Source organism: Thermomonas sp. (genome assembly GCF_046293095.1).
Lineage (GTDB): Bacteria > Pseudomonadota > Gammaproteobacteria > Xanthomonadales > Xanthomonadaceae > Thermomonas.
Map to the genome: position 1 here is coordinate 449,319 of NZ_JBKBPN010000003.1, position 14,648 is coordinate 463,966.

Genomic DNA, 14,648 nt, shown 5'->3' on the forward strand with positions numbered 1-14,648 from the left:
ACGGCGCGCATGCCCTGAGGGAAGGTCTGAACAAGGCCATCCCGGCATTGTCAGCCCACGCCGGGCCCGGCACATGCCCGGCTCGACGTACGCGCCTCATTGCTTGCGCAATCGATGCGGGGCCGCCATCCATGGCCGGCAGGAATCGCCGAATTGTCCGGAGATTCCTCAGCGCGGCTGCTCGGGCAAGTGATGCGCCACGGGCGAAAGCGGCCGCTGCTGCTCGGGCAAAGCCAGCCAGGTGGCCGCCGGCCAGACCTGCAGCCAGCGCATCCGCCAAGGCTGCTGGAACAACGGCTGGGGGGCACCGGCACGGGCGGAGGTGCGCGCTTCGACGACCAACAGCCCGTCCGGGTGCGTGCGCGCCCAGACTCGGGCATCGGCTTCGTCCAGCGCCGCCACCGGCTGCTGCAGGCGCCCGGCAAAGTGGAACTGCAATTGATACGGGCCCAGGAAGGCCAGCGGCTTGCCTGCCTGCGCCGCCTGGGCCAGCCGTTTCGCGGTGGGGGTCAGGTCGAACTGCTGGCGGATCAGCGGGGTTGCCGCGGCATGCACGGTGGCCACCGCCAGCAGCAGGCCCAGGGCCTGCGCAGGCAGGGTGCGCCAGCGCCACAGCGCCAGCGCGATCAGCACCAGCACACCGCCGGCCAGCGGCGCGGTCGCAAGCACGGCGGCCGGCAGTGGCCACGGCAGCTGCCGTGCGGCGATCAGCGCAGCGCCCAACACCAGCACCACCAGCGCCGGCACCGCATCCAGCCGCGGCCGTCGCCAGGCGGCGGCGGCCAGCAGCAGGGCGATGGCGGGGAAATCCGGCAGCAGGTAGTAGGCCTGCTTGCCGCTGATCAGGCTGAATGCCAGCAGCACCCCCAGCAGCCAGGCCCATGGCAGGCGCAGGGCCGGGTCGCGCCAGAGCCCGGGCAGCTGCCGCCACCACCAGCCCGACCACCACCAGGGCGCCAGCAGCACCAGCAGGATCGGGAGGTACCACCAGGCGGGTTCGGCGTGATCGAAGCTGTCCTTGATGCGGCCCGCGGTCTGGGTCACCAGCAGTGCCTGGCGGTATTCCGGGTCGCCCAGCACAAGGGCCGGCACCAGCCACAGCGCAAACAGGCCGATCCCGGCCAGCACGGCCAGCGCGGCATGGCGGGCGAAGCGGCTCCCGGCGGCGCGGGCGGCCGGGTGCCACAGGCGCGCGGTCAGCAGCGGCACGCCCAGGTGCAGCAGCACCACCGGCCCTTTCGCCAGAAGCCCCAGCCCCACCGCCAGCGCAAAGCCGGCCCAGTTCGGGCGCCAGTCCTGCTGCTCGCGGCGGCACAGGGCCAGCAGCCCGCCCAGCACGGTTGCTGCCAGCAGCAGCTCGTACATCAGTTGCAGTGAGAACAGGAAGAAATACCAGAGGCCGGCCATGGCCCAGGCGGTGAGCGTGGCCAGTGGCGGCTGCTGCGGAAACAGCCGGCGCGCCAGCAGCCCGCTCTGGGCAATCACCAGCGTCCCCAGCAGCACCATCAGCAGGCGCGGCCAGATGTCATTCACCCCGCCCAGTACCCAGCCGGCATGCAGCAGCCAGGGCAGCAGCGGGGTTTTGTGCGAATAGGGCGCGCCGTTGAACAGGGGCACCAGCCAGCTGCCGCGATCCCACATTTCCCAGGCCACCGCCAGGGTGCGGGTGGAATACAGCGGCAGCGGGCCGTGCAGGAAGATCGACAGCAGCGCCACCACGGCCCAGGCCAGCAGCGGCGCCCACAGGAGGCGCAGATCATCACGGAGCGAAGTCATCCGCCAAGGATACGGCAGCCGCCGGATGTGGCCGGCATCGGTGACAATGCCGGGCGTTTCGGGGGAAAGAAGGAACTCCCATGCAGGCACCCATCCTGGTCGTCGGTGGCGCCGGCTACATCGGCTCGCACATGGTCAAACAGTTGCGCCAGGCCGGCTATGCCGTGGCGGTGGTCGATGATCTGTCCTCCGGCCGGCGCGAGGCGGTGCTGGCGGCGCCGCTGCATGTGGGCGATATCGGCGATGCCGGCTTTGTGTCCGCGCAGCTGGCGCAGGTGCGGCCGGCGGCGGTGATGCATTTCGCCAGCTTCATCCAGGTCGGCGAGTCAGTGGCCGACCCCGGCAAGTACTACCGCAACAACGTCACCGCCACCCAGGTGCTGCTGGACGCCATGCGCGCGCAGGGGATAGACCGGTTCATCTTTTCCTCGACCGCAGCGATCTTCGGCGATCCGCAGTACACCCCGATCGATGAGGCCCATCCCAAGGCACCGATCAACCCATACGGCCGCAGCAAATGGTTCGTCGAGCAGATGCTGGACGACTATGACCGCGCCTACGGGCTGAAATCGGTGTGCCTGCGCTATTTCAACGCGGCCGGTGCCGACCCCGAAGGCGAGCTGGGCGAATGCCACGAGCCGGAAACCCATCTGATCCCGTTGATCCTGCAGGTGGCCTCTGGCCGCCGTCCGCACATCACCGTGTACGGCGAGGACTACCCCACCCCGGACGGCACCTGCATCCGCGACTACATCCACGTCAGCGACCTGTGCCAGGCGCACCTGCTGGCCCTGCAGCAGCTGCTGGCCGGCGGTGGCAGCGCCCGCTACAACCTGGGCAATGGCAACGGCTATTCGGTGCGCGAGGTGATCGCGGCCGCGCGCCGGGTCAGCGGGCACCCGATCCCGGTGCAGACCGGCCCGCGCCGCCCCGGCGACCCGCCGGTGCTGGTGGCCGATGCCCGCGCTGCACGCCAGGTGCTCGGCTGGCAGCCGCGGCATGCCGATCTCGACACCCTCCTCGCCCACGCCTGGGCGTGGGAGCAGCGGCATGAAGCGTGGGTAAAGTGGCGGCAGGATCGGCCGTAACCGTCGCTGCATTACTCTTCCGATCAAACCAAAGACAAAGGGGGCCATTTTCGCTTCGGCCATGGTCACGCTGACACGTCGACGCTTCTGTTTGGGGATGGCGGCTGCCGGGCTGCTGGCCCCGCTTGGGCTGGCCGGGTGTCGGCGGGCTGCAGTGCCCGTCACCGTTGCGTTTCATCCCTGGCCGGGCTATGCGCCGCTGGAACTTGCCCGCCAACTTGGGGAGTGGCCGCAAGCCTGGCTGCAGGCCTTGCCCACCGATTCGGCCACGGCCTCTGCCGAAGCGCTCCTTGCCGGCACGGCGCAGGCAGCCGCGCTTACCCTCGACGAAGCGCTGCGCCTGAATGCGCGCCTGCCGCTTGCCGTGATGGCCATCTTCGACCAATCCCTGGGCGCCGACGTGGTGCTGGGCCGGCAACACTGGCCGCTTGATCGCTCGCCGCAGGGCCTGCGCGCGGCGGTTGAAACAGGTACGGTCGGGGCGCTGATGCTAAGCGCCTGGCTGCAACAGGCGGGGCTTGCCCGCGACGCGATCACGGTGGTGCCAATGACCGTGGCTGCCCAGGAAACGGCCTGGCACAACGGGGAGATTGATGCCTGCGTGACCTACGAGCCGATGGCCAGCCATCTGCTGGCCTTGGGTGCACACCGCTGGTTCGACAGCAGCCAGCTTCCTGCCACGACGCCGATCCTGGACGTGCTGGTGGTACGGGCGGATGCGCTGGATCGTCACTCGCAAGCCCTTCGCCATTTGGTTGACGCGCTGTTTGCGGGGCAGCGCCATTGGTGGGAACTGCCGCTGGACGCAGCCTACCGGCTGTCACCCTGGCTGCGTCTGCCGCGCGAGCAGGTGGCGGCCAGCTTCAAGGGGCTCAAGCTCACCGACTGGTATGACAACCGCAGCTGGCTGGTGGGGGATCCGCCGCGTTTACGCGATGTGGCCACCGGCCTTGCGGCATGGATGCGTGCGCAGGGCTTGCTTGCAGGCGCTGAACCGTCGAGGCCGCTTGCCCTCGATGCGCGCTTTCTGCCGCGGGAGGCGCCGCTATGAAAGCGCTGTGGCGTACCTGCACATGGATATGGCGTTGGCTGGTCGCCGCATGGCTGGTCTGGCTGCTGCCTGCTGCGGCTTGGGCACACCCGGAGCCTGGTGAGCGCCCGGTGTTGACGATCGGCGTGCTGGCCATCCAGTCGGCACCGGTGGAGCAGGCGCGCTGGGGCGCGGTTGAACAGGCGCTTGCCGAGGCATTGCCGCACTACCGTGTGCAATGGCAGATCTTGCCCTATCCCGCGCTGGACCAAGCGCTCACGGCCCAGCGTCTGGATGCGGTGATCACCAACCCGGGTCATGCCCTGGCGCTGCAACATCTGGTCGGTGCGACACCGGTGGCCAGCGTCATACGTCAGGTCGGCGGCCAACCGTTGGCGGCGCTGGCAGGGGTGGCGTGGGTGCGGGCAGATGGCCCGGTGCACCAGTGGGCCGACCTGAAAGGCCGGCGTGTTGCCTATGTCAGCGAGGAATCCCTGGGCGGGCGCTGGCTGCAAAGTTACGAGCTGTATCGTCGGGGCATCGACCTGGACGCGATCCAGTGGCTCGCCGCTGGCCCCAGTCATGACGGTGTGATCGACGCCGTACTGAGCGGCAAGGCCGATGCCGCCTTCGTGCGCGCCGGAGTATGGGAGACGCGGCTGGCGCACGGCGCGGGCGACCCCCGTGCGCTGCGGCCACTGGAACCGCAGCGCCTGCCTGGTTACCCGTTTGCGGCCAGCACCCCGCTCTACCCCGACTGGGTGGTGTTGACACTGCCCGCCACATCCGGGACCGTGCAGCGCGACCTGGCGACCGCATTGCTGGCCATCACGCTTTCCGAGTCGCTGCGTGCCACGTTGCCGGATGATGCGGTGATCGGCTTTGTGCCACCGCAGTCGAGTGCGGCCATCGCGCGGGTGCTGCGCACCTTTCGGGTGCGGCCTTTTGCCGTGCCGCCACTGACCTTGCGCGAGCGCCTCGAAGCGGCGGCTTGGCCCCTTGCCGCCGCCGGTGCCGGCCTGCTGCTGGTGAGCCTGGTGGCCATCGTGCTGTGGCGGCAAAAGCGGCGCTTGCGTCAGTTGCTGCAGGAACAGGCGATCCAGGCACGCCTGTTCGACAGTGAACTGGGGGTGATGATCGTCGATGCCGAGCGTCGCATTCTGCGCGTCAATCCGGCGTTTACCCGGATCACCGGTTACCACCCCGACGAGGTCATTGGCAAAACACCGAAGCTGTTGCAGTCCGGGCGTCAGGACGATGCGTTTTATCAATCGATGTGGGATGCCCTTGCCACCAAGGGGGTCTGGCAGGGCGAGATCTGGAACCGCCGGAAAAATGGCGAGGTGTACCCGGAGTGGCTGACGATCAGCGCCGTGCATGGGCCGGATGGCCAGGTGCGGCATTACATCGGGGTGTTCAGTGATCTTTCCTGGCGCAAGGCCGCCGAGGCACAGATCGAGCGACTCAGCTTCCAGGATCCCCTGACCGATCTGCCCAACCGTCAGATGCTGTTGCAACGGCTGCAGGCGATGCGGGTCGAAAGCGATGAACAACAGACCTACGGCGCCCTGTTGCTGATCGATCTCGACCATTTCCACCTGGTCAACGATGTGTATGGTCCACGGTCCGGGGATGAGGTGCTGCGTCGCTGTGCCCAGCGCCTGCGCGATGATGTGCAGCCGGATGACCTGGTGGCGCGTGTGACCAGCGATGAGTTTGTCGTCCTGCTGTCCGCCCGCCATGCCAGTTCACACCTGGCTGCCTTTGCCGCGCAGGCCGTGGCCGAGCGCTTGCGCAGCGTGCTGCGTGAACCGATCACGTTGTCGCAGGGTGGCACGGTGCAACTCACCGCCAGCATCGGCATCGCGGTTGTGGGTGTAGGTGGTCAGGATCGTGACGCCACCGACTGGCTGAAAGCCGCCGACCTGGCGATGCAGCAGGCCAAAAACGCCGGCCGCGACGTGGTGCACTTTTTTGACCCTGCCATCGAACAGGCATTGGCCAAGGGGTTTGCGCTACGTCAGGCTCTGGCCCAGGCCATCGACAATGACGAGCTGCGTCTGTACGCCCAGCCGCAATTGGATGCCGACCGGCGGCTGGTGGGCGCCGAGATGTTGCTGCGCTGGCAGCGCCGCGACGGCACGCTGGTTTCGCCGGCCGAGTTCATCCCAATGGCAGAAGAAAGCGGTCTGATCGTCCCGATCGGCCGCTGGGTTCGCCAGCAGGCTATTGCCATCCTGCAGCGTTGGCAGGCACGTCCGGCGCTCGCGGGGCTGCGCCTGGCGGTCAATATCAGTGCGCGCGAGTTTGCAAAGCCTGACTTTGTTGAGCTTTTACTGCAGGATGTGACGCCGCTTCAGACGCTTGCCCGACAACTGGAGCTGGAAGTCACGGAATCTCTGTTCCTGCACAACCCTGCCGCTGCCAAGGCGGCGTTCATGCAGCTCAAAGAAGCAGGACTGACGCTGGCACTGGACGATTTTGGCACTGGCTATTCGTCGCTGTCGTATCTGCAGACGTTGCCGTTTGACGTGCTCAAGATCGACCAGCGCTTTGTGGCGCAACTGGGGCCGCAGGACACCAAGAGTGAGGCGCTGGTGGCCACCATCATCGCGCTCGGTCGCAACTTCGGCATGACCGTGCTGGCAGAAGGGGTGGAAACCGAAGAACAGGCCAGCAAGTTGGTTGCGCTCGGTTGCCAACAGTTGCAGGGCTACCTGCTTGGGCGCCCGATGCCATTGGATGCATTCGAAACCTGGGCTACCCAGCGTGAGGCGCGCCAGGACGACACCGCTACCACGCACTGAAGATCCACGGATCGCCAGACCGTCCCGGCCGGGCCGCTTCAGCTGCGCGCCAGTTCCAGAAACAACGCTTCGTAGCGCTGGTGCATCAGCGTGCGGTCGAAGCGGGTCTGCGCCGCGGCGCGGGCGTGGGCGGCCAGGCGGGCGGCTTGCTCGGGGTGGCGCAGCAGATGTTCGAGCGCATCGGCCAAGGCCGTGGCATCGCCTTCCGGCACCAGCAGGCCGTCGTGGCCGTGCTGCAGCACCTCGCGCACGCCGGGCACGGCGCTGCCGATCACCGCGCAGCCGGCGGCCATGCCTTCCAGCAAGGCCAGCGGCATGCCTTCGTAATGGGTGCTGAGCACGCAGAACTGATGCTGCATCAGCCGCTGCGGCACATCGTGCACCACGCCCAGGAACTGCACCTGCGCCGCGATACCCAGTGACTGCGCCAGCGTTTCAAGCGGCTTGCGATGCAGCGCCTTGCCGCCACCGGCCAGCTGCACCGGTACCTGCCAGCCACGCTCTTTGAGCAGGGCCACGGCGCGCAGCAGGGTGGCGTGGTCTTTCTGCTTGGACATGCGCGCCACCATGAGGATCCCCGGCGTGCGCGCGGTGAACGGATGCGCGTCGGCATCGGCAAAAGGCGCAAGGTGGATGCCGTTGGGAATGGCCAGGGTGCGCTCCGGCGGCATGCCCAGCGCCAGCAGGGCATCGCGCACGCCGTCCGAGCAGCCGATGATGCGGTCGGTGCGTTGCGCCAGCCAGCGCGTTTGCAGCAGACGCCAGCGGGTGTAGCGCTCGCGGGTGTTGTGCTCGACATGCACCAGATGCGGCACCCCGGCCAGCAGGCCGGCATAGCGGCCCCAGAGGTGTTCGGAAAACCCGTGCGCGACCAGCACATCGGGCTTGAACTGGCGGCAGATCCGCACCAGCGCGGCGATGGTGGCCAGATGCGACCAGCCCGGCACCAGCGCCATCGGGACTCCGCGCGCACGCAGCTGGGCCAGACGCGCCGGCGGCGTGCGCCGTTTGCGGCGCAGCACCAGCAGTGGTTCGATCGCCGTGCCGGCCCGGGCCGCCTCGACCAGCTGGATCGCCACCTGGGTCGCGCCACCGGAAAAGCCGCCGGTGACGAAGTGGAGGACGCGCACGGGAGGCGTCATTGCGCCCCTCCGAGTTCGTCGATCGCGCGCAACGCACGCGCGGTGCGCAGCGCGCGCAACCACCAGCCGCGGCGTGCCCAGCCGCGCAGCACCGTTCGGGTACCCTGCGGGAACAGGCGCCCTCGTGCCTTCGCCAATGTGTCGTGTGCGGGGGCACGTTCCGCTTCCGGCAGGCGCCCGGCGCGCCGGAGTGCCGAGGCCAGGTTGCGCAGTCGGAAGTCCGCAACCGCACGCATCGCACCCGGATCGAGGTTAAGTTCGGGATCGACGAGCAGCGGCTGCATGCCCTCCAACGCCGCCATCCATTCGTCGAGGCGCGCGTGGGTGAGCGTTGCCATGATGCTGCCGGGATGCTGCCGATAGGCGATCCACGGGCGGTGGACATGGACCCAGCGGCGGGCCAGCAACAGCAGCTGGCAGGTGCCGACGATGTCCTCGAAGTGCCGCCCGACCGGGAACTCCACCTGCTGCCAAAGTGCACGCTTGGCGATCTTCGACCAGACATGCAGTTCCCCGGCGGCCAGCGTTGCCGCCACCAGCCGCGCACGGTCATCGGATACGACATCCGCCAGCGCGTGGCAGGTACAGCGTGGGCGCGACCAGCGCTTGCCGCGCAGGTAGCGGAAATCGCACAGCACCAGGTCCGGTACGTGGCGCTTGAGGAGATCGTGCAGGTCCGCCACGGCCCCCGGCAGCACCAGGTCGTCGGCGTCGAGGAACCACAGGTAGTGCCCCCGCGCCTCGGCCAGCAGGCGGTTGCGTGCGGCCGAAATGCCGGCATTGGCGGCCTGCGGGATCAGGCGCACCTGCCCGGGATATGAGGCCGCGATGGCGGCGATGCGCGCCCGGGTGTCGTCGGTGGAAGCATCGTCCAGGACAAGCACTTCGAGCCCACTGTCACCATCGTCCAGCTGTCGCAGCACCGACTGCAGGCAGGCCTCGATGTGGGCGGCCACGTTGTAAGCCGGCACCAATATGCTGAGCCAGGGCGAAGCCAGGTCAGTGGCAGCCACGCGTAGCCTCCGCATCCAGCAGCCACCAGCGACGGCCATTGGCCAGGCCCATGTCGCGGGCATGGGCGCGGTCCACGCAGGCGGGCAGGCCTTCGCCCTGCTCGACCAGCAGCCAGCGGCTGGCCGGACGGGCGTGCTGCCAGCGCACGCCGTCGGCAAACTGCAGGGCCGGGTCGCGCTTGAAGCCGAAATCCGCAGCGGGACGGTCGGCCATCAACAGTTGCTGTTCGCGCCAGCCCACAAGCCCCAGTTCGGCGTCGGGACCGATCGCCGCGCCGACATTGCGCATCAGCCCGCGCGAGGACGAGCCGTCGTTGAGCAGCGGTGCGCCGACCAGCGAGTACAGCACCCACAGGGCCGCCAGCATCGCCACCAGCGCGGCATGTGCGCGCCGGCGGCCGAACCACAGGCCGGCGCCCAGGCCGAACCCGCCGACGGCGGTGAACATCCACGCAAGGCCCATGGCGACATGGTCATCGCGGCCGTCCATGAAACGGCGCTCGAAGCCGGGCTGACCCAGCAGCATCGCCAGGCCGGCGGCCAGTGCAGCCAGCGAGAACAGCACGACGAAGCCCAGCAGCAGACGCTGTGCGGCGGGCTTGCGCAGCAGACCCGGCAGCAGCGGCGCCAGCGCCAGCGCCAGCATGGGCAGCGCCGGCAGGATGTACATGTCGCGCTTGCCGGAGGGGATGCTGAAGAACACGAATACCAGCAGCACCCACACCAGTGGCAGCAGGTAGCGCGGATCGCGCCGCTGCAGGCGCCGGCGCCAGGCCGGGAGTGCCCATGGCAACGCCAGCACGGTCGGCAGCCAGGTGGTCAGGGCCACTTCGATGAAGTACCACCACGGCTGCCCGTGGTGCCACGAGTTGGCGTAGCGGGTCACCGTCTGGCGCAGCAGGATGTCGTCGACGTAGGCCCGGTAGTCGGCACTGCCCTTGCCCAGGGCGGCGACCAGCATCGGCACCAGCCACACGCCGCAGGCGGCGACGAAGGCCAGCGGCCCCAGCCAGAAACGCACATCGCGGGCATGCACCCGCACACCGGGCCAGCCGCGCAACGCAGCGATGCCGGCGGGGATCAGCATCAGCAGGGCCAGCACGCCCACGCCCTTGGTGATGGTGCCCAGCCCGGCCGCGGCCCAACCCAGCACCCACAGCCGCCAGTCCGGCCCGCGCAGCACGTGGCGCAGCAGCGCGTAACAGGACAGGGTGATCCAGAACACCACCATCGGATCGATCTGCGCCTTCTTCGCCTGCCAGGTGAACTGCAGGGTCAGCAGCACCGCCCAGCCGGCGTACACGCCGATGCGGCGCGTCCACAGGCGGCCGCCCAGATCGACGACGCACCATAGCGTGCCCAGCGCGGCCAGCAGCGAGGGCAGCAGGAACGCGATGCGCATCTCGCCGGTCAGCCACAGCAAGCCGGCCTGCATCCACATGAACAGCGGCGGCTTGTCCGAGTACAGCTCGGTGCCACGGTGCGGGAACAGCCAGTCGCCGCTTTCCACCATCTGCCTGGCTACCAGGGCGAAGCGCGGTTCGTCGGCGGGCCACGGGTCACGCAGGCCCAGGCCGGTGGCCAGCAGCAACAGGGCGAACAGCCAGAACAGCCAGAGGTCGCGTCGGGTCAGGGTCATCGCGGCATGATAGGCGCGAAGCGTCAGGCCTTCCTCAGGCGCGCGCAGAAAAAGCCGTCCCTGCCGCCTTCGCCCGGCAGGCGCTGGTGGCCGGCGCCGGTGTCGTGGCCGAAGCGGTCGTCCAGCGGCGCCAGCGCCGCATCGCGCGTGCGGGCCAGGAACGCCTCGACCTGCGCGGCGTTCTCCGCGCGCAGGATCGAGCAGGTGGCATAGACCAGCATCCCGCCCGGGGCCAGCAGCGGCCACAGCGCGTCCAGCAGGTTCGTCTGCATCGTGCACAGCGCGGGAACATCGGTGTCGCGCCGGTGCAGCAGCACGTCGGGTTGGCGACGCACGATTCCGGTGGCGCTGCACGGGGCGTCGATGAGGATGGCGTCGAACGGGACGCCGTCCCACCAGCCGTCAGGTCGGGCCGCGTCGGCGGCGCGCACGTCAAGCCCCTCCAGTCGCAGGCGCGCGAAGGTCTCATGCATCCGGCGCACGCGGCGCGCGTCCACGTCCAGCGCGGTGATCCGCAGGGACGCATCGCGTTCGGCCAGGTGCGCGGCCTTGCCGCCGGGCGCCGCGCAGGCATCCAGCACGCGGGCGCCGGGGGGCGGCGCCAGGACATCGGCCACGGCCTGCGCCGCGCCGTCCTGCACCGACACCAACCCGGCGTCGAAGCCGGGAAGCTGCTGCACGGGCAGCGCCGCGTCCAGCCGCAGCGCGTCCGCCAGTGCGGGGTCGCAGGTCGCCTCGATACCGGCCTCACGCAGCAGCGCACGGTAGTCGTCGCGGCCGATCCAGCGGCGGTTGACGCGCAGCCACAGCGGGGCGAGCCGGGCGCTGGCCGCGAAAATGGCGTCGGCCTGCTCCGGCCAATCCGTGCGGACCTGCCGCGCCAGCCAGTCCGGCCAGGCCTGCGCGGGGTCTGCGACCGGCAGGCCATCGCGCTGCGCCCGCCGCAACAGCGCGTTGACCATCCCGGCCTGGTGGCTGCGACCCAATGCGCGCGCAGCGTCCACCGTGGCCGCCAGCACGGCGTGGGCGGGCAGGCCGAGTTCCAGCTGGGCAAGACCGGCCAGCAGCAGCGCACGCAGCAGGCCATCGCGCTGGCCCAACGGACGCGGCGTCCAGCCGTCCAGCGCGGCGTTGTAGCGGACGCGCTGGCGCAGCGCGGCCAGCACCATCGCTTCCACCAGCGCGCGGTCGCGCGGATCGGCGAGGGACGGCAGACTGGCGCCCAGTGCGGCCTTCAGCGATCGCCCGCGGTGCAACACCTCGTCGAGCGTGCGTGCCGCGGCGACGCGGGTGGCGACGCCATCGCTCACGCGAACACGTCGCGGCGGGCGTTGCGGTAGTCCTGCGCGCTGATCGGCTTGCCGCCTTCGCGTTGCAGGCTCTGAAGGCGCAGCACGCCGTGCCCGCACGCAATGTCGATGCCATCGCGCCCTGCGCGCAGCACGGTGCCGGGCGCGGCGGCATGGGCTTCGTCGAGGGCAAGCGCGGCATGGATGCGCACGCGCTCGCCAGCCAGCATCGCTTCCGCCACCGGCCACGGATGGAACGCGCGCACCTTGTTGGCCAGCGTGGTGGCCGGCTGCGCCCAGTCGAGCCTGGCCTCGGCCTTGTCCAGCTTGTGTGCGTAGGTCACGCCCTCGGCCGGCTGCGGGTGCGGCGGCAACCGGAGGCCGGCGCGCAGCAGGCCCAGCGCGTCGGACAACACTTTCGCGCCCAACTCGGCCAGGCGGTCATGCAACTGGCCGCCGGTTTCCCGCGGGCCGATGTCGAGCGCCTGCGCCAGCAGCACCGGGCCGGTGTCCAGGCCCTTTTCCATCTGCATGAGGCACACGCCGGTGCGGGTGTCGCCGGCTTCGATCGCGCGCTGGATCGGCGCCGCGCCGCGCCAGCGGGGCAGCAGCGAGGCGTGCACGTTCCAGCAGCCGTGCTCGGGGATGTCCAGCACCGACTGCGGCAGGATCAGGCCGTAGGCGACCACCACCATCACGTCGGGCTGCAGGGCGCGCAGGGCGGCTTTCGATTCGGCCGAACGGAAGTTTTCCGGCTGGTAGACCGGGATGCCGCGCTGCACGGCTTCCAGCTTGACCGGCGAGGGCGTCAATTCGCGCCCGCGGCCCGCGGGCCGGTCCGGCTGGGTGTAGACGGCCACCACTTCGCCTTTCGACGCAGCGGCACGCAGGCAGGGCACGGCGAACTCCGGCGTGCCGGCGAAAACGATGCGCATGGGGTCAGGCGGCGTTGCGCTTGGCCTTCAACAGCTTCTTGCGCACCATTTCGCGCTTGAGCGGGCTCAGGTAGTCGACGAACAGCTTGCCGTCCAGATGGTCCATCTCATGCTGGATGCACACCGCCAACACCCCGTCGGCCTCCAGCGAGAACGGCTGGCCGTGGCGGTCCAACGCCTCCACGGTGATGACATCGCTGCGGGTCACATCGGCGTAGATGCCGGGCACCGACAGGCAGCCTTCCTGGTACACCTGCTCGCCATTGCGGGCGGTGATGCGCGGGTTGACGAACACCAGTGGCCGGCTGCGGTCGTCGGTCACGTCAATGACCATGAAGCGCTTGTGCACGTCCACCTGGCTGGCCGCCAGGCCGATGCCCGGGGCGTGGTACATGGTCTCGAACATGTCGTCCAGCAGGGTCTGGAATGCCGGCGCGGCCAGTTCGACGGGATCGACCTCGACGGCCTTGGTGCGCAGGCGCGGGTCAGGGAATTCGAGGATCGGAAGCATGGCCATGGGGGTAATTCCGGAAAACCGGCAGCCGGGCGGACTGCCACGCCGTCGATTGTATCGCGCCGGACCTGCACCGCCGCTTGCCAGCGGGCAGCGGTTGTGGGCTATATTGCGCATGCTCAGGGGGTTTCGCCATACGGAGCGGGGAGATAGCGATCATGCTTGAACGGGTTTCAAACCTGGCGCGCACCGTTGCGCCACGTCCGCGCGGATTGCGCACGATGCTGGCGGCGGCGCTGCTGACGGTGGCCACCTATGCGGCGGCCGTCGAGCTGCGCGGCGACCATCCCGACAGCTACGTGGTGAAGCGCGGCGACACCCTGTGGGACATTTCGGCCCGCTTCCTCAAGAAGCCTTGGCTGTGGCCGGAGATCTGGCAGGCCAACCCGCAGATCAAGAACCCGCACCTGATCTACCCGGGCGACGTGATCAGCCTGGCCTATCTCGACCGCGTCACCGCCAAGGTGACCGCCGGCGAACGCACCGCCAGCCCGGTCAACGCCGTGCCGCTGGAAGAGATCGAGCCCTTCCTGCGCGACACCCGCATGGTTGCGGATATCGCGAACATGCCCTACGTGGTCGGCCTGGAGGACAACCGCCTGCGCGGCGTGCGCGGCCATGTCGCCTACGTGAAGGGCCTGGAAGGGATCCCCGCCGGCCAGCGCTACCTGGTGGTCCGCCCGGAGAAGCGCTATCGCATGGTGGAGCGTGCCGGCCTGTGCTGCGACCTGTTCCAGAGCCAGGACCTCGACGCGCGCGGCCGCCCGGGCCCGGACGACGGCACGCTGTGGAGCAACGCGGTCTTCCCGAGCAAGAACACCGAGTTCATGGGCTACGAGCTGGTCACCCAGACCACCGGCACCCTGACCCGCGGCGAGGTGGGCGGCATCCAGGCCAGCACCCTGCTGCTGGATGCCGAAGGCCGCGACGTGCGCGTGGGCGACCGGCTGGTGCCGGTGGAGGCCCAGCCCTACGACCTGCAGTTCTTCCCGCATCCGCCCAAGCAGCAGGCCAAGTACGGTCGTTTGACGGTGATGGCGGTGGCGGATGGCCTGAATGCAGGCGGCACCCATGACGTGATCGCCATCTCGGGCGGCGCCCGCGACGGGATCGACAACGGCACCGTGTTCTCGCTGTGGCGCCGGGGGGACTCCGTCACCGACAAGGTGAAGGACGGCCTGGACCGCGACGAAAGCCTGACCCTGTTCGAGAACAAGACCCGCCTGCCCGACGAGTTCGCTGGCCATGCGATGGTGTTCCGCACCTTCGACAACGTCAGCTATGCGCTGGTGATGAGCAGCATCAAGCCGGTCCGTGTCGGCTACGAGCTGAAGCATCCGGACGCGCCGTACTGAGGTTCAGGGTTTCCTGACGCAAGATCGCAACGGCGCCCGAGGGCGCCGTTGTCGTCTCGG

At 69.2% G+C, this 14,648-nt stretch carries 11 protein-coding genes; 4 read left to right on the forward strand and 7 right to left on the reverse strand.

The genetic code is table 11. From position 1 onward, the window contains the following. Window positions 1-168 precede the first annotated feature (168 nt). Window positions 169-1,776 carry an ArnT family glycosyltransferase gene (locus ACK4SG_RS08285; protein ID WP_409601248.1) on the reverse strand — a complete coding sequence of 536 codons (1,608 nt, stop codon included), beginning with the start codon at window positions 1,774-1,776 and terminating at the stop codon, window positions 169-171. An 80-nt stretch (window positions 1,777-1,856) separates the two neighbouring features. Between ACK4SG_RS08285 and galE the strand changes: the two genes are divergently transcribed. From galE to ACK4SG_RS08300, 3 genes are all read left to right on the forward strand, one after another. Next, window positions 1,857-2,864, forward strand: a complete 1,008-nt coding sequence (gene galE, locus ACK4SG_RS08290) for a UDP-glucose 4-epimerase GalE (RefSeq protein ID WP_409601249.1) — start codon at window positions 1,857-1,859, stop codon at window positions 2,862-2,864. A gap of 61 nt (window positions 2,865-2,925) precedes the next feature. Then, window positions 2,926-3,915 (forward strand): ABC transporter substrate-binding protein, encoded by a 990-nt coding sequence (locus tag ACK4SG_RS08295; protein ID WP_409601250.1) that lies wholly within the window; start codon window positions 2,926-2,928, stop codon window positions 3,913-3,915. Further along, the gene (locus ACK4SG_RS08300) at window positions 3,912-6,701 is read left to right on the forward strand and encodes an EAL domain-containing protein (RefSeq protein WP_409601251.1); all 2,790 of its coding nucleotides are present in this window, start codon (window positions 3,912-3,914) and stop codon (window positions 6,699-6,701) included. The genes ACK4SG_RS08295 and ACK4SG_RS08300 overlap by 4 nt, the downstream gene beginning before the upstream one ends. A 38-nt stretch (window positions 6,702-6,739) precedes the next feature. Here the strand turns inward: ACK4SG_RS08300 and ACK4SG_RS08305 are convergent, their stop codons facing one another. From ACK4SG_RS08305 to def, 6 genes are read right to left on the reverse strand one after another with little or no spacing between them, the layout of a single operon-like run. After that, on the reverse strand, window positions 6,740-7,843 hold the full coding sequence (locus ACK4SG_RS08305) for a glycosyltransferase (protein WP_409601252.1): 1,104 nt from the start codon (window positions 7,841-7,843) through the stop codon (window positions 6,740-6,742). Continuing rightward, the gene (locus ACK4SG_RS08310) at window positions 7,840-8,856 is read right to left on the reverse strand and encodes a glycosyltransferase family 2 protein (RefSeq protein ID WP_409601253.1); all 1,017 of its coding nucleotides are present in this window, start codon (window positions 8,854-8,856) and stop codon (window positions 7,840-7,842) included. Before ACK4SG_RS08310 ends, ACK4SG_RS08305 begins: the two co-directional genes overlap by 4 nt. Further along, window positions 8,843-10,495 carry an ArnT family glycosyltransferase gene (locus tag ACK4SG_RS08315; RefSeq protein ID WP_409601254.1) on the reverse strand — a complete coding sequence of 551 codons (1,653 nt, stop codon included), beginning with the start codon at window positions 10,493-10,495 and terminating at the stop codon, window positions 8,843-8,845. Before ACK4SG_RS08315 ends, ACK4SG_RS08310 begins: the two co-directional genes overlap by 14 nt. Window positions 10,496-10,518: 23 nt before the next feature. Beyond that, entirely contained in the window at window positions 10,519-11,805 is a 1,287-nt protein-coding gene (rsmB, locus tag ACK4SG_RS08320) for a 16S rRNA (cytosine(967)-C(5))-methyltransferase RsmB (RefSeq protein WP_409601255.1), read from the reverse strand. Further along, window positions 11,802-12,719: a methionyl-tRNA formyltransferase gene (gene fmt / locus ACK4SG_RS08325; protein ID WP_409601256.1), complete on the reverse strand. Its 918-nt coding sequence runs from the start codon at window positions 12,717-12,719 to the stop codon at window positions 11,802-11,804. Before fmt ends, rsmB begins: the two co-directional genes overlap by 4 nt. Window positions 12,720-12,723: 4 nt before the next feature. Then, entirely contained in the window at window positions 12,724-13,236 is a 513-nt protein-coding gene (gene def / locus ACK4SG_RS08330; RefSeq protein WP_409601257.1) for a peptide deformylase, read from the reverse strand. A 155-nt stretch (window positions 13,237-13,391) separates the two neighbouring features. Between def and ACK4SG_RS08335 the strand changes: the two genes are divergently transcribed. Continuing rightward, window positions 13,392-14,588, forward strand: a complete 1,197-nt coding sequence (locus tag ACK4SG_RS08335) for a LysM peptidoglycan-binding domain-containing protein (RefSeq protein ID WP_409601258.1) — start codon at window positions 13,392-13,394, stop codon at window positions 14,586-14,588. The last annotated feature ends 60 nt before the right edge of the window (window positions 14,589-14,648 follow it).

Excerpts from the sequence above, each read along its gene's own strand:
- ACK4SG_RS08300 (WP_409601251.1), top strand. The coding sequence starts at position 3,912 with ATGAAAGCGCTGTGGCGTACCTGCACATGGATATGGCGTTGGCTGGTC.
- def (WP_409601257.1), bottom strand. The coding sequence starts at position 13,236 with ATGGCCATGCTTCCGATCCTCGAATTCCCTGACCCGCGCCTGCGCACC.
- ACK4SG_RS08305 (WP_409601252.1), bottom strand. The coding sequence starts at position 7,843 with ATGACGCCTCCCGTGCGCGTCCTCCACTTCGTCACCGGCGGCTTTTCC.
- ACK4SG_RS08295 (WP_409601250.1), top strand. The coding sequence starts at position 2,926 with ATGGTCACGCTGACACGTCGACGCTTCTGTTTGGGGATGGCGGCTGCC.
- galE (WP_409601249.1), top strand. The coding sequence starts at position 1,857 with ATGCAGGCACCCATCCTGGTCGTCGGTGGCGCCGGCTACATCGGCTCG.
- fmt (WP_409601256.1), bottom strand. The coding sequence starts at position 12,719 with ATGCGCATCGTTTTCGCCGGCACGCCGGAGTTCGCCGTGCCCTGCCTG.
- ACK4SG_RS08335 (WP_409601258.1), top strand. The coding sequence starts at position 13,392 with ATGCTTGAACGGGTTTCAAACCTGGCGCGCACCGTTGCGCCACGTCCG.
- ACK4SG_RS08285 (WP_409601248.1), bottom strand. The coding sequence starts at position 1,776 with ATGACTTCGCTCCGTGATGATCTGCGCCTCCTGTGGGCGCCGCTGCTG.
- ACK4SG_RS08315 (WP_409601254.1), bottom strand. The coding sequence starts at position 10,495 with ATGACCCTGACCCGACGCGACCTCTGGCTGTTCTGGCTGTTCGCCCTG.